Here is a 23612-nt window from a genome sequence, read left to right on the forward strand (position 1 = left end):
CCAACCGGTCAGAACGTCTGTGTTAAAGTACTATTGCGTCGTTAGGCTAGCGCCGCATCGCTGATGCGAAACTGCACCGTGCGGTTGCCGTTCCAGTAATTGCCCGAGAGCGAACCGGCGATATGCACGGTCCTGCCCCTGTTTTTGAACAGGAATTCACCGAGCGCGGTGTCGACGGCACGGAACGCCATGGCCTGGATATTGCCGCCGCTTTGCGACTGCAGGTCCACGCGGATGTGGTTAGTGCCGACCGCGCGCGCGCCGGCCAGCCGATGGCGCGGCAGCACGAACACCGGCGCGATGTATCCGGCGCCGAACGGCCCGGCTTTCTCCAGCGCGTCGAGCAGCGCGATCGTGGCGCCCTCGGCGGCCAAGGCGCCGTCGATCGCCAGGCTCTCCTCGTTCTGCAGCCGGAACACGTCGGCCGCGGCGCGCTGCTCGAAAAAGGCGCGCAGTTCGCCTAGCTTGGCGCGCTCGACGGTGATGCCCGCCGCCATTGCGTGGCCGCCGCCCTTGAGGATCAGTCCGGCCTCGGCCGCCTCGCGGACCAACCGGCCGAGATCGAAGCCGGTCACCGAACGGCCGGAGCCCGTGCCGATGCCGGTCGAATTGAAGGCGATGGCAAAGGCAGGCCGGCGCGCATAATCCTTGAGCCGCGAAGCAATCAGCCCGACGATGCCCGGATGCCAGCTGTTGCTGGCGGTGACGATGACTGCCGGGCCGTTGCCGCCGGCAAGCTCCGCATCGGCCTCGGCGCGCGCCTGCGCCAGCATCTCCTGCTCCATCTGCTGCCGTTCCTGGTTCAGCCGGTCCAGCGTCTCGGCAATCCCTGTCGCCTCGACGGGATCGTCGGTGGCCAAAAGCCGGCTACCGAGCGCGGCATCGCCGATGCGGCCGCCGGCATTGATGCGCGGCCCGATCAGGAAGGACAGATGGAAGGTGTTGATCGGCTCGCCGATGCGCGACACCCGCGCCAGCGCCGCAAGCCCCTCATTCTTCTGCTGGCGCAACACCTGCAGGCCCTTGACGACGAAGGCGCGGTTGACACCGGTGAGCGGCACCACGTCGCAGACCGTCGCCAGCGCCACCAGGTCGAGCATTGAAAGCAGATCGACCGGCGCGGCGTCCGGCAGCCTTTCGCGCAACACCTTCGCCGTCTGGACAAGACACAGGAAGACGACGCCGGCGGCGCACAGATATCCCTGCCCCGACAGGTCGTCCTCGCGATTGGGATTGACCACAGCCTCCGCCGCCGGCAACGAGCCGCCGACCTGGTGATGATCGAGCACCACGACATCGGCGCCGGCCTCTGCGGCCGCGTCGATCGAGGTCGCGCTGTTGGTGCCGCAGTCGACGGTGACGATCAGCTTCGCGCCGCGCGAGATCAACTCCCGCATCGCTTCCGGATTGGGTCCGTAGCCTTCGAAGATGCGGTCCGGGATGTAGATTTCCGACGGCACCGAAAAATGTGTGAGAAAGCGTTTTAGGAGCGCCGACGATGCCGCGCCGTCGACGTCGTAGTCGCCGAAAATCGCCACTTTTTCGTGCGCGACGATCGCATCGGCCAGCCTCGCCGCCGCTTTCTCCATATCGGTCAGCGATGCCGGGTTCGGCAGAAGCTCGCGAATGGTCGGATCGAGGAAACGCTCGGTCTGCTCCACGCTGACGCCGCGCCCGGCAAGCACCCGCGCCACAATATCCGGCACGCCATGGCCTTGTGCGATCGCGAGCGCGGCCATGTCCTGCCGCTCGGTCAGCCGGTGTTCCCAGGAAACACCAGTCGCCGATTGCCTGACATCGAGGAAGAGGCGCTTTTCGCCGATCAACTACGCTTTCCGCTTTTCAACCTGGCGGCGGAGCCATTCGTCCGCCGCATCGCCCATGGTCTTTTCCGTACCATTCTTGAGCCAGGCCATGAAAGGGCGGTCGAACCGGAATGCACCGCCGCATTCGCGCGTGAGAAAGCGGCGCACATTCTGGGTGTTGCGATAGGATTTCGTGATGGGAGTAGCACGCGAAATCGGATCCGCGTGCCAGTCGAACGCATTCATCGTCGGATCCCTGCGGCCAGTGTCGTTGTCGCCGAAATGGCTAACAACTGCGATCCGGCTCCGCAAGAGGTCTAGAACTTATCCAGATCCTGATGCCTGGCCTTGATCTCGCGCACCGTGCGCGAGGACGAGCGCAGCACGATGGTGTGCGTGGTGATGAAGGTGCGGCCGAACTTCACCCCGTCGAGCAAATTGCCGTCGGTGACGCCGGTCGCCGCGAAGAGCACGTCGCCGCGCGCCATGTCCTGGGCGCGGTAGATCCGCTTCGGGTCGGAAATGCCCATCTTCTGCGCCCGCGCCACCTTCTCCGCCGTGTCGAGGATCAGCCGGCCCTGCATCTGTCCGCCGGTGCAGCGAAGTGCGGCCGCCGCCAGCACGCCCTCCGGCGCGCCGCCGGTGCCGAGATAGATGTCGATGCCGGTCTCGTCCGGATCGGTGGTGTGGATGACGCCGGCGACATCGCCGTCGCCGATCAGCCGGATCGCCGCACCCGTGGCGCGCACTGCGTCGATCAGCTTGGTGTGACGCGGCCGGTCGAGGATGCAGGCGGTGATGTCGGAAACGGCCACGCCCTTGGCCCTGGCCAGATTGGCGAGGTTCTCGGCCGGCGAGGCGTCGATGTCGATCAGGTCTTCGGGATAGCCTGGACCGATGGCGATCTTGTCCATGTAGACGTCGGGTGCGAACAGCAGACTGCCCTTTTCCGCAATCGCGATGACGGCAAGCGCATTGGGCAGGTTCTTGGCGCAGATCGTCGTGCCTTCGAGCGGATCGAGCGCGATGTCGACGGCCGGACCTTTGCCGGTGCCGACCTCCTCGCCGATATAGAGCATCGGCGCCTCGTCGCGCTCGCCTTCGCCGATCACCACCGTGCCTTTGATGGCCAGCCGGTTGAGCTCCTGGCGCATGGCGTCGACCGCCACCTGGTCGGCGGCCTTCTCATCGCCGCGCCCGCGCAGCCTTGCCGCCGCGACCGCCGCCCGCTCGGTGACGCGCACGACTTCCATGGTAAGGATCCGATCGAGACCAGCGACGATGTTCTGGGCCATGTTCATGGATTACGCATTCCTCGTTGTCATGAGGGCGGTCAGTTATGAACCGCCCTAATCGTTGCTTCGAGCAATTCCAGAACGGTTGAACACCGGAATTGCTCCGCCTCCCGCCAGAGGCGCGCTTCTTCTGGCAAAGCTCCATGACAACGGCAAGACTTGCCCCGTCAATTTTTGAAATGACAGCAAAATCAATCGATTGAAGACGGAATCGGACTTGGCTATTCCGCCCGCTCGATGCGGATCACCTGCGGCTTGTCGGTCAAATGACCGTCCTTGGTGATGCCTTCGACGGCCTTGCGCACCGCCGCTTCCGTCGTCTCGTGGGTGACGAGGATGACCGTCTTCTGCGCCTGTGTTTCCGCGCCGGCCGCCTGCTGGACGATCGATTCCAGCGAGATGTCGTTATCGGCCATGCGTTTGGCGATGGCCGCGAAGACGCCCGTGCGGTCATGCACGGTCAGTCGGATGAAATAGCCGCCGGCATGGCTGCGCATCTGCGCCTTCTTGTAGGGCTTCAGTTCCTTCGCCGGCCAGCCGAAGACCGGGCCATGCTGGAAGCCCGGTCGGCTCTTGGCGATGTCGGCGATGTCGCCGACGACCGCCGAAGCGGTCGCATTGCCGCCGGCGCCCGGGCCGGAAAGCAGAAGCTCGCCCAGGATATCGGTCTCGATCGCCACCGCGTTGGTGACGCCATGCACCTGCGCGATGACCGACGCCGTCGGCACCATGGTCGGATGGACACGCTGCTCTATCCCGCTGTCGGTGCGCTGCGCGACGCCGAGCAGCTTGATGCGGTAGCCGAGATCGCCCGCCGCGCGGATGTCGGCCTGGGTGATGTTGGAGATGCCTTCCATATAGATGTCGCCGGCGGCGATCCTGGTGCCGAAGGCAAGGCTGGTCAGGATCGACAGCTTGTGCGCCGTGTCATGGCCTTCGATATCGAAGGTCGGATCGGCTTCGGCATAGCCGAGCCGCTGCGCGTCCCTCAGGCAGGCGTCGAACGAGATGCCTTCCGCCTCCATGCGGGTCAGGATGTAGTTGCAGGTGCCGTTGAGGATGCCGAAGACGCGGGTCACCGCGTTGCCCGCCATCGCCTCTCGCATCGTCTTGATGACCGGGATGCCGCCGGCCACCGCCGCCTCGTAGTTGAGCAGCACGCCCTTCTTCTCGGCGATTTCCGCCAGTTGCACGCCGTGCTTGGCAAGCAGCGCCTTGTTGGCGGTCACGACATGACGCCCGGCCTCGAGCGCCGCCTTCACCGACAGCCGCGCCGGCCCCTCGTCGCCGCCGATCAGTTCGACGAAGACGTCGATATCGGCCCGCTCGGCCATCTTGACCGGATCGTCGAACCATTTCGCGGCGCTCAGATCGATGCCGCGGTCGCGTTTCGGATCGCGGGCCGAAACGGCGGTCACGACGATGTCGCGACCGCACTGCCGGGTAAGCTCGGCCGCCTTGTCGCGCAGCACGCGCGCCACCGAGGCGCCTACCGTGCCAAGGCCGGCAATTCCAACACGCAACGCTTCAGCCATGTCCGGCGACGCCCCTCAACTTGCAGAAAAATGTCAGGTGCAAAAAATGTCAGGCAACTCAACGATGAGCGGCTAAAGGCACCACGTTGTTGGGCTGCTTGGCGGTGGTCGCGAGGAACTTCTTGATGTTGCGAGCGGCCTGGCGGATCCGGTGCTCGTTCTCGACCAGCGCCACGCGCACATAGTCGTCGCCATGCTCGCCGAAGCCGACGCCCGGCGCCACCGCGACATCCGCATGCTCGATGAGCAGCTTGGAGAATTCCAGCGAGCCGAGATGGCGGAACGGCTCCGGGATCGGCGCCCAGGCGAACATCGAGGCCGCGGGCGCCGGAATGGTCCAGCCGGCGCGGCCGAAGGAATCGACCATCACGTCGCGCCGCTTGTGGTAGATCTCGCGCACCTCCTCGATGTCGGCGCCATCGCCGTTTAGCGCATGCGCCGCCGCAACCTGGATCGGTGTGAACGCGCCATAGTCGAGATAGGACTTCACCCGGGTCAGCGCCGAAATCAGGCGCTCGTTGCCGACCGCGAAACCCATGCGCCATCCAGGCATGGAAAAGGTCTTCGACATCGAGGTGAACTCGACGCAGACATCCATCGCGCCCGGCACCTGCAGCACCGACGGCGGCGGATTGCCGTCGAAATAGATTTCCGAATAGGCGAGATCCGACAGGATGATGATGTCGTTCTTCTTCGCGAAGGCGACCACGTCCTTGTAGAAGTCGAGCGAGGCGACAAGCGCCGTCGGGTTCGACGGATAGTTGAGGATCAGCGCCAGCGGCTTCGGGATCGAATGGCGGATGCCGCGCTCGACCGCCGGGATGAAGCCGTCATCGGGCTCGACCTGAAGCGAGCGGATAACGCCGCCCGACATGATGAAGCCGAAGGCATGGATCGGATAGGTCGGATTGGGGCACAGGATGACGTCGCCGGGCGCGGTGATCGCCTGCGCCATGTTGGCGAAGCCCTCCTTCGAGCCCAGCGTCGCCACCACTTGCGTGTCGGGGTTGAGCTTCACGCCGAAGCGGCGTTGATAATAATTCGCCTGGGCGCGGCGCAGGCCGGGAATGCCGCGCGACGACGAATAGCGATGCGTGCGCGGATCGCGCACCACTTCGCACAATTTGTCGACGATGGCTTTCGGCGTCGGCAGATCCGGATTGCCCATGCCGAGGTCGATGATGTCGGCGCCGCGCGAACGGGCGCTGGCCTTCAGCCGATTGACCTGCTCGAACACGTAGGGCGGAAGCCGGCGTACCTTGTGAAATTCTTCCATTTCAGTTCCAGACGGTCAAAGGGGGCGCTTTCGGCGCGCGATATAAACCTAATTGCAGCTAGGGTCGAGGGCGGGGTCGCATTTGCCCTCGATCTGCTTCAGCGTGTCGGCGCCATGCGTCTTGGCCAAAGTGTTGAGCGCGGCCGAATTGGCCGGCGCCTTGACGCCGCTGCCCTTGGCAATCTGCGTCTGCTCCTCGGCCTTGAGCTGAGCGAGGTTCGCCGCGGTCTCCTCCTTGGTGAGCTGCTTGGCGGCCACTTGCGGCGGGATGTTGAGGTTCGGATAGGAACCGGTGTCCCTCGGACCTTCGGCCAATGCCGTCGGCGCATTGTTCGTGCTGGTGCTCGTGCAGCCGGCAGCGGGCAGCAGCATGCCGACCAGTCCCGCCATCAGCGCCATGCGGCAAATCGAACCCGGCCTGAGAAAAAAAGTCCCGCCAACATTAATCGTCATATTGTTTTCCTGGCAGCCGGGTTACAGCGAATTGGACCCGGTCAGATGTCCCATGGTAATATGTCAAGAAAACGCTCCGGGAGGAACCCCGCGAACCATGTCCAAACCTGACGATTCGGACAAAGCGGAAAATGGCGGACCTTCGGCCATCGAGCAATATCTGGTGAAGGATCCCGAGCGCTTCGCCCTGAACATGGCGCGCATGGTCGAGCAGGCCGGCAAGGCGGCTTCCGCCTGGGCAGAACCGCGCGAGAAGGGTGAAGTGCGCGACCATGTCGCCGAACCGGTCGTCGACATGGTCAAGACCTTCTCCAAGCTCTCAGAATATTGGCTGGGCGATCCGCAGCGCGCGCTCGAAGCGCAGACGCGGCTGTTCGCCGGCTATATGACCGTCTGGGCGAACGCCATCCAGAAAGTCAACCCCAACGCCGAGGCACCGCAGGACGCGGTTCAGCCCGAACGCGGCGACAAACGCTTCCAGGACCCGGAATGGGGCCGCAACGCCTTCTTCGATTTCCTCAAGCAGGCCTATCTCGTCACCTCGCGCTGGGCGAACGAGCTTGTCGAGCATGCCGAGGGCCTGGACGAGCACACCCGCCACAAGGCGAGCTTCTACGTCAAGCAGGTGTCGAACGCGATCGCGCCGTCGAACTTCATCCTGACCAATCCGGAGCTGTTCCGCGAGACCGTCGCCTCGAACGGCGAGAACCTCGCGCGCGGCATGAAGATGCTGGCCGAGGACATCGCCGCGGGCCGCGGCGACCTGAGGCTGCGCCAGGCGGATTACACGCCCTTCGAGATCGGCAAGAACATCGCCACGACGCCCGGCAAGGTCATCGGCCGCAGCGACGTCGCCGAGATCATCCAATACGACCCGGTGACGGAGACCGTGCTGAAGCGGCCGCTGCTGATCTGCCCGCCATGGATCAACAAATTCTATATCCTCGACCTCAACCCGCAGAAATCCTTCATCCGCTGGGCGATCGAGCAGGGCCACACCGTCTTCGTCATCTCCTGGATCAATCCCGACGAACGCCACGGCACCAAGGGCTGGGAGGCCTATATCCGCGAAGGCCTGCAATTCGGCCTCGACATGGTGGAGAAGGCGACGGGCGAAAAAGAGGTCAACGCCATCGGCTACTGCGTCGGCGGCACGCTGCTTGGCGCCGCGCTTGCCCTGTTGGCGCAAGAGGGTGACCGCCGCATCAAATCGGCCACCTTCTTCGCCACCCAGGTCGACTTCACCTATGCCGGCGACCTCAAGGTGTTCGTCGACGAGGACCAGGTCGCAGCCGTCGAGCGCTCGATGAGCGAAAAGGGCTATCTGGAAGGCACCAAGATGGCGACCGCCTTCAACATGCTGCGCTCGGGCGACCTGATCTGGCCCTACGTCGTCAACAATTACATGCGCGGCAAGGAGCCCCTGCCCTTCGATCTGCTCTACTGGAATTCCGATTCCACGCGCATGGCGGCGGCCAACCACTCGTTCTACCTGCGCAATTGCTATCTCGAGAACAATCTCTCGCGCGGCGTGATGGAGCTTGCCGGGCGCACGGTCTCACTGGCCGACATCACCATCCCCGTCTACAACCTAGCCACGAAGGAAGACCACATCGCGCCGGCGCTTTCGGTGTTCCTGGGATCACAGTTTTTCGGCGGCGACGTCGAGTATGTGATGGCGGGTTCCGGCCACATCGCCGGCGTCGTCAACCCGCCCGCCGCGAGGAAATATCAGTACTGGACCGGCGGCAAGCCGGTGGGCGACTTCAATGCGTGGCTCGCCGCGGCGCACGAGCATCCCGGGTCCTGGTGGACGCACTGGCAGCACTGGATCGAGAACCAGGACGACATCCGCGTACCCGCCCGCAAACCCGGCAAGCGTATGAAAACCTTGGGAGATGCGCCGGGCACCTATGTCAGGGCACGTGTGTAACGGACTGTAATGTCTGGTGAGTTGACGGGCCGCCAAAACAGGGCGAAATGGTGGCGTCAATCGTTCGGCGGCCTCAAATCACCTTCCGACGCGGAATAATTCCGAGGCTTGCAGATTCGACACACATCCCGTTTCCGGTTGGGAACAGGAGGGTTATCGCGGCGCGGTTCTGGAGTGGCGCGGCGATAACGAACCGACCGGATACCGAGGGGGAATTTATTTTGAAATCAGCGGGTTGGCGTCTTGCACGAGGGGAAAGCCGCAGCATTGCGGCGGCGCTTTTCTCCGTGCTTCTGGCCTCCTGCACATCGACCGGCGACCCGACGATGTCGGTCGTTTCGCCCGCCTACAGCTCGACCGCGACCGAAATGAGCGCGTCATCCGGCGCCAAGACCGCGGCTTCGGCCGATTCGTCGTTGCAGGCATCGGCGCCCGCAGAGGCGGCATCGACCGTGATGACCGAGGGCGATACGCCCCTGCCCGAGAAGGTCGCCTATGTGCCGGAGACGCGGCCGGACGGCACCTTCCCCATCGCCATCCCTGCCGGCGCCCAGGCCATTGCCGGAAACACGCCGCAACCGCTGGTTCAACAGGCGCAAACGGCGGACCAGACGCAAGCCGTCGCCCAGCAGGTCGCCGCCGGCGATGCCGCCGCCGTCGCGTCGAAGGCGCAGGCGACCACGCAAGCCATGAGCAACGGCGTCTATGTGACCGCCGGCGAGCCGGCGCAGCCGCAGATCGCCGCGCCTAAGAAGAGCCTGTTCGCCTCGCTGTTCAGCACCACGCCGGCTTCGGCCGCGCCCGCCCCCCTGATCAACAACGCGCGCTCCGGCGACCAGCCGGCGGCGCAGGCCAAGACCACGCCGCCGCCGGCCAAGCCGATCGTGACGCTGGCCTCGGCGACCCCGGCCGAGAAGCCGGTGCAACTGGCCTCGCTCGACGACCCGGCCAATCACATCACCGGCGCCGACGCTCTCCCCGGCGTGCGCCAGACGGCGCTGTTCGAGATCAAGCGCAAGTCCGGCATCGACGACGAGAGCGACGTCGACCTCAATGAGGACGAGGGCGGTGGCGGTTCCTACCAGGTGGCGTCGGCCGCCGGCATGGCGAGACTCGCGCCCAACGGTCTTTTGAAGCAGAACGAAAGTGTCGACGTCGCCTGCCTCAAGCCTTCGCTGGTGCGGGTGCTGAAGACGATCGAGGGCCATTTCGGCCGCAAGATGATCGTCACCTCCGGCTATCGCGATCCCTCGCGCAACCGCCGCGCCAACGGCGCCAAGAACTCGCTGCACATGTATTGCGCCGCCGCCGACATCCAATTGCCAGGCGTTTCGAAATGGGAGCTGGCGAGCTATGTCCGCACGATGCCGGGCCGCGGCGGCGTCGGCACCTACTGCCACACCGAATCCGTCCATGTCGACGTCGGCCCCGAGCGCGACTGGAACTGGCGCTGCCGCAGGCGTAGCGGCGGTGGCGAGGACGGCTGATACGTTCGGCTTGGTCTCGTGAGCATGGCCGGTTTGACCGGTTGGGAGCCGATCGCCGCCAACGCCGACATTGGCTTCAACACGCCACCACAGACGTCGGCGATTAGCCGAAGCCCTTCGAACTTCGTCATCCACGGGCGGAGCGGGAGCGAAGCGGACGCGCAGACCCGAGGATCCATTCCGTTACCTCGACCGTAGAGTGTAGCGGCGCAGATTCTGCACCGTTGCAGCGCTCATGCGTCACGGAATGGATTCTATGGTCTGCGCCGCGTCGCTGCGCTCCTTGCTCCGCCATAGAATGACGACCGCGAGGGGCGTTGCAGCCAATCTCCAAGGTGCATTATCAAGTGGAGTCGGAAACCACGCCTGGCGCATCGGCAGAGCACCTTTGCCGCTTTCGAAAAAAGTTGTCGCATGTGGCTGCGGATGGGTTGCCGGCTGGCAACAACGCAATTATAAGCCGCTTCGTCTGAGCGCGCCCATCGTCTAGCGGTTAGGACACCGCCCTTTCACGGCGGTAACAGGGGTTCGATTCCCCTTGGGCGTACCAGCTTTTCAAGCACATATGAGGAACGTCGAGCGGCGATCACGGGCCTAACGCTTGAGGATTCTCTGAGGCAGAAGCTACCGACCGATCCACTCCAGCCAAATCGGCAGTTTCATTTCTGCGTACGATCGCTTCGATGAGCCTAAGATAGCCTCACCGGGGCGGCGCGGCTGGAAACTTCACCCCATATCAGCCCTTCATGCAATTGATGAAGCCCTCCTGGGTTACATCCGTGGTTGGGTTGGCAAGGGCCCAGCCACATGGCAGTCGGGCCATCGTTTCACTTGCGGAATTCATCAGGACTTCTTGTCGCCGTCGGGATTTGGTGCCGGTGCCTCTCGTACGTCTCGCGGCGGCTTATCGACATGTTCAGGCTCTGGCGATCCTTTCTGATCGGGAACAGGGCCCTTTTTCTGGTCGGACTTCGGCTGCGGCTCTTTGACCTTGGTAGGCATATCGAGGTAACTGGTTAACCCGCATTCTCGTTCCGTTTGCGGAGTGAAATGCACGTACAGCTCGCCGCGACAATGGGCTCTCGGGAGCAGAAACCCGCCGTTAACGCCATTCACGGCTGACAGGGTGTAGGCTCCGACCCGAAGGTGTAGCTTCTCCTCGCTCCCAACCGTGGAGGCAAGAATGAACTTGCTTCGGATAGCGCTGCTGTGCGCGGCGATGATTGGCCTGGCAGGCGCTTCGCGCGCCGACGATCGGCCCGCCCAGCCGAATAGTCAGCCAGCGACGCAACCATCGCCGGCAATTCATTGCGAGGGGCAGAATTGCCTGCCCCCGGCCGAGGATCCGGTCCTTGACTGCAAGGGCCCGGATTGCACGCCGGCTCCGGCGACTGACCAGACGCCTGCCCCGGAGATCCAAAAGGTCAAGTAAATGGCATCAGCCGGCGTCTGAGATTCCGTGCAAACCGGGAAAGCGGCGCTGGCCGCCGATCAATCCAGAACCATGGGCGCCGGCTCTTCGCACCGATAAACCATGCATCGACCGTCGCTCGCCGGGACATAGTCGACCATCGGCACGTAAGGCGCATCGCACTCATTGCCGAACTGGCGGACGTAGCGATCGTAGGTGTTCGCTCCGGTGCTCAGCACCGCCGCATGCCGGCTCTGGATCAGCGCCTGGGTCTGCGCGCAGGTCATTGTGCGTGTGTCGGGCCGGGCGTCGGCGAAATGTGTGGCCGCAACGACCATCGCTGCCGCGCAGAACGCAATCTTGCGTATGGGCATGGTAATCCTCGCAAAACATCGTATCGCCACAAATTCGCATCCAGCGACGCCGTTCCGCAACGGTCGCGCTATCACGATGCGGCGAGCGAAGCCGACACCGGACAGCGCAGGGACGAACGGGGCTGTCGAAAACGCTAGACCACCGCGAAAACCACCGTCTGCAGCAACCCTCCCCCCTGCCTGTTCTCCAGCGTGATCGTCCCGCCGTAGCGTTCGATGATCTCCTTCGCGATCGCAAGCCCCAGCCCCGCGCCCGGAATGAATTGCGTGCGCGCCGGATCGACCCGGAAGAACGGCTCGAAGGCCTTGTTCAACAGGTCCGGCGGAATGCCGGGACCGCGATCGGCGATGGTGAGGACCGCTTCGCCGCCCCGCCCCGCAAGCGCGATGCTGCAGCTCCTGCCATGCGTGGCGGCGTTGACGATCAGGTTGCGCAGCGCCCGGCGCAAGCCAAGCGCGCCGGCTTTGACCGACACATGATCGAGATGATCGATCGTCACCGCGTGGCCGAGCGAGACCATCTCGACCTCGATATCGCGAACCAGCCTGTCCAATTCCACCGGCTCGACCGCGTCCTGGTTCACCTCCTCGCGCACCAGGCGGATGGCGCTGTCGGCGATGCGATCGAGCTCGTCGAGATCACTCAGCCATTTTTCGCGGTCTTCGTCGAGGAACTCGGCCCTGAGCCGCATCCTGGTCATCGGCGTGCGCAGGTCATGACCCGCGGCCGCAACAAGGCGCATGCGGCTTTCCATCGCGGTCTTGAGCCTCTCCGACAGCTCGTTGAGCGCACGCGCCGTCGCCCTGACTTCGGCGGGTCCTTTCTCCGGCACAGCCGCCAGCACCCCGTCCGATCCGATCTTGCTGACGGTGGCTTCCAGCATCTCCAGCGGCCGCACCAGCACACCGGTAAAGTAGATCGACACCGGCGTGGCGCCGAGCACGATCAGCACCATCCAGCCCGCCAGCCCGTACCAGACATCGCGCGGCGGACCGAAATCGGGAACGTCGACGATCATCCAGCGATTGCCAGGCAGGGCGACCGAGGCGACCATGCCGGGCCTGCCGACGTTACGGGTGACGACAGCCGAAACATCGACGCCGTCATGCTGCAGGATCTCGTTCAGCACGCGCGTGTGCTTGCGGTCTTCGATACCGGGGGCCGGACTGCCGCTGACGGTAACCGGCGCGTCGCGCGCTGTCTGCACGTGGCCGGGAGCCAATTGCACCATATACTGGATCTGGTGGGCCAGCGGCCCCATGATCAGTTCGGGCGACGGACCGCCGAGCACCTTGACGGCGACGAATGTCGCGAGACCCACAACACCGAGGATCGAAACGACCAGAAGGATGATCAGCCGCCGGCGCAGCGAAGTCATGCTTCGGGCTCCGACGTCGGGACGCGGTACTCCGTCGTCTCGACGCGCGCGGTCAGCTGATAGCCGCCATTGCGCACCGTCTTGAACAGCGACGCCTCGCCCGCTTCGGCAAACTTCTTGCGCAGCCGGCTCACCAGCACGTCGACGGAGCGCTCCAGCGGATCGCGCTCGCGCCCTTGCGTCAGGTCGAGCAGCTGGTCGCGCGACAACAGCCGGCCCGGCCGGTCGAGAAAAACCTGCAGCAGATCGAACTCGGCGCCGGTAAGGTCGATCAGGGCGCCATCGGCATCCATCACCTTGCGCGTGTCGGGCTCCAGCCGGTAGCCCGCGAACTGGTAGACACGCACCTTGGGCGGGGTTGCCTCATCGGGAGCCGAGCGCCTGAGCACGGCGCGGATGCGGGCCGATAGCTCGCGCGGGTTGAACGGCTTGCCAAGATAGTCGTCGGCGCCGAGCTCCAGCCCGATGATGCGGTCGACATCCTCCTTCAGCGCTGTCAGCAGGATCACCGGGATATGCGGCTTGCGGTCGCGCAAGGCCCGGCATATGTCGAGCCCCGAGCCGTCCGGCAGCATGACGTCGAGCACGATGAGATCGAACTGGCCGGCGCCCAGCTTCTGCTCGCACTCGCGCCTGTCCGCCGCCACCGAGACGCGAAAGCCCTGGCCGTCCAGATAGCGCCCGAGCAGCGTACGGATCTCGCGATCGTCGTCGACGACGAGGATGTGGGGTTGTACCTGCATTCCCGGCCCGTTTCACCTTGCCCGTTATCGTTGCCCGTTTATCACTCCTTGTCCCTGATTATAGGAAGTGCCGCGCGCCGACGGCACGAAAAATTGCAACCGAACGTTTCCCGCAAGGCGCCGGAAACGTTTGGAAACAAATCTCCTTTTTGCGGAAACCTTCGGCAACACGCCGACGCGAAGCGGCAAAAGTCGCTTCCTATCCTCCCTGCATCCGAAGCATGCAGGAAAGGATAACGTCATGCGAAGCAGACTTTTGGCGCTCGGCCTGTTCTCGGTCGCGGCGATCCACCCGGCGCTGGCCGCCCAGCCCGAGCCCGGCGCGCCGGGCGACCAGCCGCCGGCCATCGACCGGCAGGACGATGCGGGCCCAGGCCCGATGCGCTGGCACGGACAGCGCTGGGCGATGCGGCATGGACCGGAGGATTTCGGCCCTCGTCGCATGGGACCGCCGCCCGAAATGCTCGCGGCGCACCTTTCGTTGCTCGAGACCCGCATCGGCATCCGCTCCGAACAGCTCGACGCCTGGCGCGATTACACCAGCGCGCTGCAGGCGGTGCTGGCACCGCGGGCACGACCGGACTTCGGCCTGGGCGGCACAGGCGGCCCGGGTCCCGACAGACCTGCGCCAGGTGCTGCCCGCGATCCCTTCGCCTTACAGGAAAAACTGGCCGACGATGTCACGACGCGCGCCGCCTCGGCGGCCAAGCTGAAGGACGCGATCGCCACGCTCCGCTCCAAGCTGACACCCGAACAGCTTGAAATCCTCGCTTCGGCGGATCGGCCTCACGGCCCGCCCCCCGGTCCATGGGGTAATCCGCCGGATGCAGCCGGCCCCAGAGGTCTGCCCGATCACGGCGGACAGCTCCCTCCACCCCTACCCCGGAGTGGCGAGCAACTCTGACCGGCTGCGCCGGCCGGTCTCCCTGACCCACCCGTTCAAGGGCCGGCCGGTACTTTTTGCGTGTTGGCGGACGCGTCCGCGCGACCGCCAACACGCATGGAGCGCATTATGATGTGGGAAGCCCTGATGATGCTGCGGCTGTTTGCCTCCCTGGGCTCGCCCTTGACGATCCGCCCCGGCGCCGGCGCCAGGCAGCGGATCCTGTCGAAGCAGGCGCTGCAGGGGGCGATCCGGCTGAGCTTCGCCGCTTACAGTCTGTCGCTTCCGATCTCGCCTTCGAACACCGAAAATCATGACCAGAAAATTGCGTAAAAGCCATCTTCTCCTCGTCGCCGTGCTGGTCGCGGCCGGTGTCGCCGCGATGCTGAAGGCCTATGGCCGCGCAGCGCCCGAGCCGGACGTCGGGAAAGCCGCGCCTGCTCAGGCTGCCACGCTCACCGTTTCGGTGGAGCGGGTCCGTTCCGAGGCGATCACATCTTCCGTCAGCGCCACCGGCACGGTGGCAGCCTGGCAGGAAGCGACGATCGGCGCGGAGGAGAGCGGCCTGCGCCTGACCGAGGTTCTGGTGGCCGAGGGCGATAATGTGAAAGCCGGCGATGTCATCGCCCGGTTGGACGACTCGCTTCTCAAGGCCCAGCTTGCCGAGCAGAAAGCAGCCGTCGCCCAGGCGCAGGCGACGCTCGACTCCGCGCTGTCGGCCGCCGCGCGCGCCGACAAGCTGCTCGCCAGCAATGCCGTCAGCGCGGAGACCGCCGAGGAAAAGGCGACCGCCGTCAAGACCGGCAAGGCAGGTGTCGAGCAGGCCGAGGCCGCCGCCGACAGGTTGCGGGCCGAGCTCGACAGGACGACTATCCGCGCACCCTTCGACGGCATCGTGTCCAGCAAGCCGGCCGTGACGGGCTCCATCGTCCAGGCCGGCACTGAGTTGATGAAGATCATCCGCGACGGCAGGCTGGAGGTCGGCGTCCTCGTCCCGGAAAAGGATCTGGCGGCCATCTCGGTTGGCCAGGCGGCGAACATCGTCGACGCCTCGGGCCGCGCTTTCTCCGGCAGCGTCTCCTCGATAACCGAGACGGTCAACGCGACCACCCGGCTCGCCACCGTCTATGTCGCGGTCGGCGAAGGTTCCGGGCTGAAGCCCGGGATGTTTGCCCGCGTCACGATCGAGACGGCGGCGTCGCGGCGGCTCACCGTCGCCGAGACGGCCCTGGTCTGGCATGACGGCAAGCCGGCCGTGTTCGTCATTGACGGTGAAAGCAAGGTCAACGCGCGTCCCGTCGCGACCGGCACGCGCCAGAACGGTCGGGTCGCCATCGAAAGCGGCCTGTCGGAAGGCGACCAAGTCGTCGTCGCCGGCGCCGGCTTCCTCAACGACGGCAACCTCGTGCGCGTCGCCGCTGGCGAAGCGACGGCTGCCGATGCCGCAAGCGCGGCGGAGCAGACGCGATGAACGCCATCTCCTCCTGGTCGATCCGCAATCCGGTGCCGACCATCGTGCTGTTCCTGTCGCTGGCCATCGCCGGCGTCTACGGCTTCATGCAACTGCGCACGAACAACATGCCCGACATCGACCTGCCGACCGCCACCGTCACGGTGGCGCAGCCGGGCGCGGCGCCGAGCGAAATGGAAATCCAGGTCGCGCGGGTGATCGAAAATGCCGTGGCGACCCTCGAAGGCGTCGACGACGTCTCGACCTCGATCAGCGAGGGCTCGTCCGTCACCACGGTCGAATTCACGCTCGGCACCGATCCCGAGACCGCCACCAACGATGTCCGCAACGCGGTCTCGGGTGTGCAGTCCAGCCTGCCCGCAGCCGCCCAGACGCCGGTCGTGGCCAAAGTGAACGCGACAGGCAATTCGGTGCTGACCTTTGTCGTCGAGGCGCCCGCCATGTCGCCCGACGCGCTGAGCTGGTACATCGACAACGACGTCGCCAAGGTGCTGCTCGGTGTCGACGGCGTCTCCAAGATCACGCGTTCCGGCGGCGTCGACCGCGTCATCCGCGTCGAGCTCGACCCCGACCGGCTTGCGGCGCTAGGCATCAGCGCCGGCGATGTCAGCCAGACGCTGGCTTCCAACAACGTCAACCAGCCGGGCGGCCGCGCCAATATCGGCGGCCAGGAGCAGTCTGTGCGCACGCTCGCCAGCGCCACGACGGTCGAGGCGCTGGCCGACACCCGCATCGCGCTCAATGGCGCCGGTGACGTCAAGCTGTCCGATCTAGGCACCGTCGTCGACAGCTGGGAAAAGCCGCGCCAAGCCGCCTATCTCGACGGCAGGCAGGTCGTCGCCTTCAATGTCTACAGATCGGTCGGTTCGAGCGAGATCGACGTGGTCAAGGCCGCCCGCGCCGCGATCGCCGACTTGGGGGCCAGGACCGTGGCTGCGAAATTCACCGAAGTCACCTCCTCGTCCGGCTTCGTCCAGGAAAGCTATGACGCCGCCCTCGAGGCCCTGTGGCTGGGCGCGCTGCTCGCCGTCGGCGTGGTCTGGCTGTTCCTGCGCGACATCAGGGCAACGCTGGTGTCGGCGGTAGCCATGCCGCTGTCGCTGATCCCGACCTTCGCGGTGATGGCGGCCTTCGACATCTCACTCAACAACATCACCTTGCTCGCGCTGTCGCTGGTCGTCGGCATCCTCGTCGACGACGCCATCGTCGAGATCGAGAACATCGTGCGCCACATGCGCCAGACCGGCGTCAGCGCCTACCGGGCAGCGATCGAGGCGGCGGACGAGATCGGCCTAGCCGTGGTTGCGACCACCGCCACCATCGTCGCCGTCTTCCTGCCGGTCGCCTTCATGTCCGGCATTCCCGGCAAATTCTTCTTCTCCTTTGCCGTCGCCGTCTGCGTATCCGTGCTGTTTTCGCTGCTGGTGGCGCGCATGCTCACCCCGCTGATGGGCGCCTATCTGGTGCGCGCCGGCGGCCACGACGAGGACGATCTGCCTGCCTGGGTGCCGACCTATCTGTGGCTGCTGCGCAAGGCGCTCGACCACCGCTGGATCACGCTGTTGGCCGGCATTGCCTTCTTTGCCGGCTCGATGGCGCTGGCAACGAAACTGCCGACCGAATTCATGGCGGCGGCGGATCGCGGCCGCTCGATGATCTCGGTCGAGCTGCAGCCCGGCTCGACCATCGAGCAGACCACGACGGTGGTGCAGGAGATCACCAAACGGCTTCAGCAGGAGCCGGCCGTCGACAGCGTGTTCACCACCATCGGCACGGCCGCCTCTTCGGGCGGCGGGCCGAACCAAAGCTCGAGCTCGGCCGAAGTGCGGACCGCGACCGTCACGGTCAACCTGAAGCCGCGCGCCGAGCGCACAGTGAGCCAGCAGCAATTCGAGGCCGAGGCTTCGCCGAAGCTCAACGACATTCCAGGCGCCCGCATCCAGTTCGGCGCCGACGGCTTCGCCGGCGCCAAGGTGTCGATCACACTGGTCGGCGACGACGGCGCGGCTCTCGAAAAAGCGAGCAACGCGCTGATCGAGCAGATGAAATCCGTGCCGGGCCTGATCAACCCGACCTCGACGGCCGCCACCACCAAGCCCGAGCTGATCGTGCGGCCCGACAGCGCCAGGGCTGCCGAGCTTGGCGTCACGCCGACCGAGATCGCCGCGACGGTGAAGATCGCCACCATCGGCGACACCGACACCAGCCTGGCGAAATTCAATTTCGGCGACCGACAGGTGTCGATCGTCGTCACCCTGCCCGACGGCGCCATCGACGATCCGGCGAAGCTTGCCGTGCTGCCGCTGGCCGGCAGCAAGGGCACGGTGCCGCTCGGCGCTGTCGCCGACATCGGCTTCAGCGCCGGACCGAACAGCATCACGCGCGTCGACCGCAGCCGCAGCGCGACGATAGAGGCCGACCTCTCCGGCCTGACGCTTGGCCAGGCGACCACCGCCATTCGCGCGCTGCCGATCATGAAAAGCCTGCCCCCGGGCGTGCACGAGCTGGCGCGCGGCGATGCCCAGCGCATGCAGGAGCTGTTCACGGGCTTTGCCACCGCGATCGCCGCCGGCATCATCCTGATGTACCTGACGCTGGTTTTGCTCTTCCGCAGCTTCGTGCAGCCGGTGACCATCCTGGTGGCGCTGCCGCTGTCGGTCGGCGGCGCGCTCGGCTTCCTGCTCGTCACGGGCAAGGCACTTGGCATCTCGCCGTTGATCGGCATACTGATGCTGATGGGCATCGCGGCCAAGAACTCGATCCTGCTCGTCGAATATGCCCTGGTCGCCGAGAAGGAGCACGGCATGAGCCGCTTCGAGGCACTGCTCGACGCCGCCCGCAAGCGAGCCCGGCCCATCGTCATGACGTCGATCGCCATGGGCGCCGGCATGCTGCCGATCGCGCTTGGCATCGGCGCCGACGCCGAAACCCGGGCGCCGATGGCGATCGCCGTGATCGGCGGGCTCATCTCCTCGACCGTGCTCAGCCTCGTCTACGTGCCGGTGGTCTACACCTTCATGGACGACATCCAGGGCTTCCTCGCCCGCCATCTCGGCAAGCTGTTGGTCGAAGCGCCCGGCGCGACCGGCCAAGCGGGAACCGCAACTCCAGCGAAAGATCCAGCCAATGCATATCAAGCCTGATCGCTCTCTGTTGCTGGCGAAGCCGCGCCGCCTGTCTCCCTGGGCGGGAATTCTGTGCGCCGCGCTTCTCCTGGCGGCCTGCTCGCAGGAAAAGAGCCAGGTGCCGGCCGGCATGGGAGGTGTCGGGCGACCAGAGGTCGGCGTCGTCACGCTGCATCCGCAATCGGTTGCGATCACCGCCGAGCTGCCTGGCCGCACGGCTGCCTCGCTCATCGCCGAGGTGCGCCCGCAGGTCGACGGCATCATCCAGCAGCGCCTGTTCCAGGAGGGCGCCGAGGTGGTGGCGGGACAGCCGCTCTACCTCATCGACCCGGCGAGCTATCAGGCCGCCTATGACAGCGCCGTCGCCACTCAGCAGAAGGCGGAAGCCGCCGTGCCCACCGCGCAGGCGAAGTTCGACCGTTATTCCGGGCTGCTGAAGCAGAACGTGGTCTCGAAGCAGGATTACGACGATGCCGCCGCGACGCTGGCGCAGGCCCAGGCCGACGTCGCATCGGCCAAGGCCAGCGTCGAAACCGCGAAGATCAGCCTCAACCGCACCTCGATCACCGCGCCGATCGCCGGCCGGATCGACAAATCGACATTGACGCCGGGCGCGCTGGTCACGGCCAACCAGGAGACGGTGCTAACCACCATTCGCTCGCTCGACCCCATCAATGTCGACGTCACGCAGTCGAGCACCAACCTGCTCAATCTGCGCCAGGCGATCAACGAAGGCCGGCTGAAGTTCAGCGGGGCCAATGTCAGCGTCAAGCTGAAGCTCGACAACGGCACCATCTACGCGCAGGACGGCAAGATGGAATTCGCCGGCGCCAATGTCGACCAGTCCACCGGCACCTTCGCGCTCAGAGCCCAGTTCCCCAATCCCGACCGCCTGCTGCTGCCCGGCATGTATGTGCGCGCCATCGTCGAGGAAGGCGTTGCGCAAAACAGCTTCCTGGTGCCGCAGCGCGGCGTCACCCGTGATCCCAAGGGCCAGGCGACGGCCATGGTGATCAATGCCCAGGGCAAGGTCGAACAGCGCACGCTGAGCGTGCGCAACAGCGTCGGCAACAACTGGCTGGTGGATTCCGGCGTCGGCGACGGCGACCGCGTCATCGTCGAGGGCCTGCAGCTGGTGCGCGCCGGCGGCGACGCGACGGCTGTCGAAGTGACGATCGACGAAACGACCGGCGAGATCAAGGACCGCGAGCAGAGCTCCGCCTCAGCGGAGTCTGCCAGCGGCAACGCCGCCGGCGCCGCAAAGCAGCCTGCCTCTGGCGCAACCGGGAACTAAAGCGATGTCGGGTTTCTTCATCAACCGGCCGATCTTCGCCTGGGTGATCGCCATCGTGATCATGCTGGGCGGCCTGCTCGCGCTGCAGTCGCTGCCGATCTCGCAATATCCGCAGATCGCGCCGACCACCGTCAACATCAGCGCCACCTATCCCGGCGCCGATGCCCAGACCGTCGAGAACTCGGTGACCAAGGTCATCGAGCAGGGCATGACCGGCATCGATAATCTCGATTACATGACGGCGACGTCGACCTCGACCGGTCAGGCTTCGATCACGCTGACCTTCACCAGCGCCGCCAACGCGGATACGGCCCAGGTTCAGACGCAGAACAAGCTGCAGCTGGTGCAGTCGCAGCTGCCGCAGGTCGTCCAGAGCAACGGCATTACCGTCTCCAAATCCTCGACCGGCTTCCTGATGGTCATCGGCTTCGTCTCCAGCGACGGCAAGATGAACTCGACCGACCTCGCCGATTACGTCGACAGCACCGTCAACGACACGCTGAAGCGCGTCGAAGGCGTCGGCTCGACACAGCTCTTCGGCTCCGGCTATGCCATGCGCATCTGGCTCGACCCCGACAAATTAGCGCAATACGCGCTGATGCCGAGCGATGTCGCCACCGCCATCGAGGCGCAGAACACGCAGGTTTCGGCGGGCCAGCTCGGCGGCTTGCCGGCGCGCAAGGGCCAGCAGCTCAACGCCACGGTGACGGCCAAGAGCCGGCTGCAAACCGCCGAGCAGTTCCGCAACATCATCCTCAAGAGCAATACCGACGGCTCGCTGGTTCGGCTGAACGACGTCGCCAAGGTCGAGATCGGCGCCGAAAGCTACACCACGCAGGCCCATTACAACGGCAAGCCGGCCGCCGGCGTCGCCGTCAACCTGGCGACCGGCGCCAACGCCATCAGCACCGCCGAGGCGGTGCGCGCGACGATCAACCGCCTGAGCTCGACCTTCCCGCAGGGCGTCGAGGTGGTCTACCCGTACGACACTTCACCCTTCGTGCGCCTGTCGATCGAGGAAGTGGTGAAGACGCTCGCCGAAGCGATCGTGCTGGTTTTCCTGGTGATGCTGCTTTTCCTGCAGAACCTGCGCGCCACCATCATCCCGACGATCGCGGTGCCGGTGGTGCTGCTCGGCACATTCGGCGTGCTCTCCTTCTTCGGCTATTCGATCAACACGCTCACCATGTTCGCCATGGTTTTGGCCATCGGCCTGCTCGTCGACGATGCCATCGTCGTGGTCGAGAATGTCGAGCGCGTGATGCAGGAGGAAGGCCTGCCGCCGAAAGAGGCGACGCGCAAATCGATGCACGAGATCACCGGCGCGCTGATCGGCATCGCCACCGTGCTGTCGGCCGTGTTCGTGCCGATGGCTTTCTTCGGCGGCTCCACCGGCATCATCTACCGGCAATTCTCCGTCACCATCGTCTCGGCGATGGTGCTCTCGGTGCTGGTCGCGCTGGTGCTGACGCCAGCGCTATGCGCCACGATCCTGCGCCCGGCCAAGGGCCATGCGACGCAGAAAGGTCCGTTCGGGTGGTTCAACCGCGTCTTCGATCGCGGCACGATCGCCTATCGCGACGGCTCGCACGGCATCATCAACCGGTCGTGGCGCTTCCTTGCCGTGTTCCTGGCGATCGTCATCGCCATGGGCTGGATGTTCGCCCGGCTGCCGAGCTCGTTCCTGCCGGACGAGGATCAGGGCATCCTGATCACCAGCGCATCGCTGCCGGTCGGCGCGACGCAGGGTCGCACCGAGCGCGTGCTGGCTGAGGTGACCAACCACTATCTGAACGAAGAGAAGGACGCCGTCGAAGGCGTGTTCACCGCTTCCGGCTTCGGCTTCGGCGGCGCCGGACAGAATGTCGGCATCGCCTTCGTGCGGCTGAAGGATTTCGGTCAGCGCAAGACGCCGGCTCTCGCCGCGTCGGCGGTCGCCGGCCGCGCCATGGGCGCCTTCTCCAAGATCAGGGACGCGCAGGTTTTCGCGCTCGCCCCGCCCGCCATCCAGGGTTTCGGCAACACCAACGGCTTCGATTTCTACCTGCAGGACGTCAATGGCGCCGGCCATGAAGCGCTGATCCAGACGCGCAACCAGCTGCTGGGCTTGGCCGCGAAGAGCACGCTGCTCGCCAACACCCGCCCCAACGGCCAGGAGGATCAGCCGCAATTCTCGGTCGATATCGACCAGGAAAAAGCGAGCGCGCTGGGCATCAGCCTTGCCGACATCAACAACACGCTGTCGACCGCCTGGGGCAGCGACTACGTCAACGACTTCATCGATCGCGGCCGGGTGAAGCCGGTCTATCTGCAATCGGACCCAGACTTCCGCATGCAGCCGGAAGACCTGGACAAATGGCAGGTCCGCAACTCCGGCGGCGCCATGGTGCCGTTCTCGGCCTTCGCCTCCAGCCACTGGACCTACGGATCGCCCCGCCTCGAACGCTACAACGGCTCGGCGGCGGTGGAGATCCAGGGCGCGGCGGCCGCGGGCCAAAGCTCGGGTGCTGCCATGGACGAGATCGACAGGCTGGTCGCGCAACTGCCCGCCGGATATTCGCATGAATGGACCGGGCTGTCGCACCAGGAGCGGCTTTCCGGCAACCAGGCGATGTCGCTCTACGCGATTTCGGCGCTGGTCGTCTTCCTCTGCCTTGCCGCGCTTTACGAGAGCTGGTCGATCCCGTTCGCCGTCATGCTGTCGGTGCCGATCGGCATCTTCGGCGCGCTGGCGGCGGCAAGCCTGTTCGGGCAGACCAACGACGTCTATTTCAAGGTCGGCCTGCTGACCACGATCGGTCTTGCCGCCAAGAACGCCATCCTCATCGTCGAGTTCGCCATCGAGCGGCAGTCGGCCGGAATGGGGTTGGTCGAAGCGACGCTCGAGGCGGCGCGACAACGCCTGCGGCCGATCCTGATGACCTCGCTGGCCTTCATCCTCGGCGTCACGCCGCTTGCGATCGCCAGCGGCGCGGGCTCGGGCGCGCAGAACTCGGTCGGCATCGGCGTCATGGGCGGCATGATCGCGGCGACCGTGATCGGCGTCTTTCTGGTGCCGCTATTGTTCGTCACGGTGCGCCGCATCTTCAGGGGCAAGGCGGCCAAGCAGGATTCGGGCGGGACACAAGCCACAGCCACTCCGGAATAA

General features: G+C 65.4%; 17 protein-coding genes and 1 tRNA gene. 9 read left to right on the forward strand and 9 right to left on the reverse strand.

Features of this window, described 5'->3' with window-relative positions:
• Nucleotides 1-41: 41 nt before the first annotated feature.
• The 6 genes from recJ to FJ956_RS16070 all read right to left on the reverse strand — a co-directional run bounded on the left by recJ (nucleotide 42) and on the right by FJ956_RS16070 (nucleotide 6364).
• Nucleotides 42-1826 (reverse strand): single-stranded-DNA-specific exonuclease RecJ, encoded by a 1785-nt coding sequence (gene recJ, locus FJ956_RS16045; protein ID WP_140680412.1) that lies wholly within the window; start codon nucleotides 1824-1826, stop codon nucleotides 42-44.
• Nucleotides 1827-2051 (reverse strand): DUF6434 domain-containing protein, encoded by a 225-nt coding sequence (locus FJ956_RS16050; protein WP_140680410.1) that lies wholly within the window; start codon nucleotides 2049-2051, stop codon nucleotides 1827-1829.
• A gap of 71 nt (nucleotides 2052-2122) precedes the next feature.
• Nucleotides 2123-3106, reverse strand: a complete 984-nt coding sequence (gene glpX, locus FJ956_RS16055) for a class II fructose-bisphosphatase (protein ID WP_140680408.1) — start codon at nucleotides 3104-3106, stop codon at nucleotides 2123-2125.
• Nucleotides 3107-3321: 215 nt separating this feature from the next.
• On the reverse strand, nucleotides 3322-4635 hold the full coding sequence (locus FJ956_RS16060; RefSeq protein WP_140680406.1) for a homoserine dehydrogenase: 1314 nt from the start codon (nucleotides 4633-4635) through the stop codon (nucleotides 3322-3324).
• A 58-nt stretch (nucleotides 4636-4693) separates the two neighbouring features.
• The gene (locus FJ956_RS16065; protein ID WP_140680404.1) at nucleotides 4694-5911 is read right to left on the reverse strand and encodes an LL-diaminopimelate aminotransferase; all 1218 of its coding nucleotides are present in this window, start codon (nucleotides 5909-5911) and stop codon (nucleotides 4694-4696) included.
• Between the two features lie 48 nt (nucleotides 5912-5959).
• Complete coding sequence (locus tag FJ956_RS16070) at nucleotides 5960-6364, reverse strand: hypothetical protein (protein ID WP_181170271.1); 405 nt, start codon at nucleotides 6362-6364, stop codon at nucleotides 5960-5962.
• A gap of 97 nt (nucleotides 6365-6461) precedes the next feature.
• Here FJ956_RS16070 and phaC point away from each other — a divergent pair, with 97 nt between their 5' ends.
• The 3 genes from phaC to FJ956_RS16085 all read left to right on the forward strand — a co-directional run bounded on the left by phaC (nucleotide 6462) and on the right by FJ956_RS16085 (nucleotide 10334).
• On the forward strand, nucleotides 6462-8297 hold the full coding sequence (gene phaC, locus FJ956_RS16075; RefSeq protein ID WP_140680403.1) for a class I poly(R)-hydroxyalkanoic acid synthase: 1836 nt from the start codon (nucleotides 6462-6464) through the stop codon (nucleotides 8295-8297).
• Nucleotides 8298-8623: 326 nt separating this feature from the next.
• The gene (locus FJ956_RS16080) at nucleotides 8624-9784 is read left to right on the forward strand and encodes a YcbK family protein (protein WP_246672138.1); all 1161 of its coding nucleotides are present in this window, start codon (nucleotides 8624-8626) and stop codon (nucleotides 9782-9784) included.
• A gap of 475 nt (nucleotides 9785-10259) precedes the next feature.
• Nucleotides 10260-10334 (forward strand) — tRNA-Glu (locus FJ956_RS16085).
• Between the two features lie 941 nt (nucleotides 10335-11275).
• Here FJ956_RS16085 and FJ956_RS16090 read toward each other — a convergent pair.
• The 3 genes from FJ956_RS16090 to FJ956_RS16100 form a co-directional block, all read right to left on the reverse strand.
• Nucleotides 11276-11569, reverse strand: a complete 294-nt coding sequence (locus FJ956_RS16090; protein ID WP_140680399.1) for a hypothetical protein — start codon at nucleotides 11567-11569, stop codon at nucleotides 11276-11278.
• Nucleotides 11570-11703: 134 nt separating this feature from the next.
• Entirely contained in the window at nucleotides 11704-12948 is a 1245-nt protein-coding gene (locus FJ956_RS16095; RefSeq protein ID WP_140680397.1) for an ATP-binding protein, read from the reverse strand.
• Complete coding sequence (locus tag FJ956_RS16100) at nucleotides 12945-13691, reverse strand: response regulator (RefSeq protein WP_140680395.1); 747 nt, start codon at nucleotides 13689-13691, stop codon at nucleotides 12945-12947. Before FJ956_RS16100 ends, FJ956_RS16095 begins: the two co-directional genes overlap by 4 nt.
• A gap of 241 nt (nucleotides 13692-13932) precedes the next feature.
• Here FJ956_RS16100 and FJ956_RS16105 point away from each other — a divergent pair, with 241 nt between their 5' ends.
• The 6 genes from FJ956_RS16105 to FJ956_RS16130 all read left to right on the forward strand — a co-directional run bounded on the left by FJ956_RS16105 (nucleotide 13933) and on the right by FJ956_RS16130 (nucleotide 23612).
• Nucleotides 13933-14595, forward strand: coding sequence for a hypothetical protein (locus tag FJ956_RS16105; protein WP_140680392.1), 663 nt, complete (start codon nucleotides 13933-13935; stop codon nucleotides 14593-14595).
• A gap of 108 nt (nucleotides 14596-14703) precedes the next feature.
• A complete protein-coding gene (locus tag FJ956_RS16110) occupies nucleotides 14704-14907 on the forward strand; it encodes a hypothetical protein (RefSeq protein WP_246672137.1) in 204 nt (67 codons plus the stop codon).
• Entirely contained in the window at nucleotides 14888-16045 is a 1158-nt protein-coding gene (locus tag FJ956_RS16115) for an efflux RND transporter periplasmic adaptor subunit (RefSeq protein WP_140680390.1), read from the forward strand. Before FJ956_RS16110 ends, FJ956_RS16115 begins: the two co-directional genes overlap by 20 nt.
• On the forward strand, nucleotides 16042-19188 hold the full coding sequence (locus tag FJ956_RS16120) for an efflux RND transporter permease subunit (RefSeq protein WP_246672136.1): 3147 nt from the start codon (nucleotides 16042-16044) through the stop codon (nucleotides 19186-19188). Before FJ956_RS16115 ends, FJ956_RS16120 begins: the two co-directional genes overlap by 4 nt.
• Nucleotides 19172-20464 carry an efflux RND transporter periplasmic adaptor subunit gene (locus FJ956_RS16125; RefSeq protein WP_140680388.1) on the forward strand — a complete coding sequence of 431 codons (1293 nt, stop codon included), beginning with the start codon at nucleotides 19172-19174 and terminating at the stop codon, nucleotides 20462-20464. The genes FJ956_RS16120 and FJ956_RS16125 overlap by 17 nt, the downstream gene beginning before the upstream one ends.
• A gap of 4 nt (nucleotides 20465-20468) precedes the next feature.
• Nucleotides 20469-23612: an efflux RND transporter permease subunit gene (locus FJ956_RS16130; RefSeq protein ID WP_140680386.1), complete on the forward strand. Its 3144-nt coding sequence runs from the start codon at nucleotides 20469-20471 to the stop codon at nucleotides 23610-23612.

Origin of the sequence: Mesorhizobium sp. B2-4-3 (genome assembly GCF_006442815.1) — a bacterium.
GTDB lineage: Bacteria > Pseudomonadota > Alphaproteobacteria > Rhizobiales > Rhizobiaceae > Mesorhizobium.

Coding starts and splice junctions, on each gene's coding strand:
- FJ956_RS16050 (WP_140680410.1), bottom strand. CDS start 2,051: ATGAATGCGTTCGACTGGCACGCGGATCCGATTTCGCGTGCTACTCCC.
- glpX (WP_140680408.1), bottom strand. CDS start 3,106: ATGAACATGGCCCAGAACATCGTCGCTGGTCTCGATCGGATCCTTACC.
- FJ956_RS16060 (WP_140680406.1), bottom strand. CDS start 4,635: ATGGCTGAAGCGTTGCGTGTTGGAATTGCCGGCCTTGGCACGGTAGGC.
- FJ956_RS16065 (WP_140680404.1), bottom strand. CDS start 5,911: ATGGAAGAATTTCACAAGGTACGCCGGCTTCCGCCCTACGTGTTCGAG.
- FJ956_RS16070 (WP_181170271.1), bottom strand. CDS start 6,364: ATGACGATTAATGTTGGCGGGACTTTTTTTCTCAGGCCGGGTTCGATT.
- phaC (WP_140680403.1), top strand. CDS start 6,462: ATGTCCAAACCTGACGATTCGGACAAAGCGGAAAATGGCGGACCTTCG.
- FJ956_RS16080 (WP_246672138.1), top strand. CDS start 8,624: ATGTCGGTCGTTTCGCCCGCCTACAGCTCGACCGCGACCGAAATGAGC.
- FJ956_RS16090 (WP_140680399.1), bottom strand. CDS start 11,569: ATGCCCATACGCAAGATTGCGTTCTGCGCGGCAGCGATGGTCGTTGCG.
- FJ956_RS16095 (WP_140680397.1), bottom strand. CDS start 12,948: ATGACTTCGCTGCGCCGGCGGCTGATCATCCTTCTGGTCGTTTCGATC.
- FJ956_RS16100 (WP_140680395.1), bottom strand. CDS start 13,691: ATGCAGGTACAACCCCACATCCTCGTCGTCGACGACGATCGCGAGATC.
- FJ956_RS16105 (WP_140680392.1), top strand. CDS start 13,933: ATGCGAAGCAGACTTTTGGCGCTCGGCCTGTTCTCGGTCGCGGCGATC.
- FJ956_RS16110 (WP_246672137.1), top strand. CDS start 14,704: ATGATGTGGGAAGCCCTGATGATGCTGCGGCTGTTTGCCTCCCTGGGC.
- FJ956_RS16115 (WP_140680390.1), top strand. CDS start 14,888: ATGACCAGAAAATTGCGTAAAAGCCATCTTCTCCTCGTCGCCGTGCTG.
- FJ956_RS16120 (WP_246672136.1), top strand. CDS start 16,042: ATGAACGCCATCTCCTCCTGGTCGATCCGCAATCCGGTGCCGACCATC.
- FJ956_RS16125 (WP_140680388.1), top strand. CDS start 19,172: ATGCATATCAAGCCTGATCGCTCTCTGTTGCTGGCGAAGCCGCGCCGC.
- FJ956_RS16130 (WP_140680386.1), top strand. CDS start 20,469: ATGTCGGGTTTCTTCATCAACCGGCCGATCTTCGCCTGGGTGATCGCC.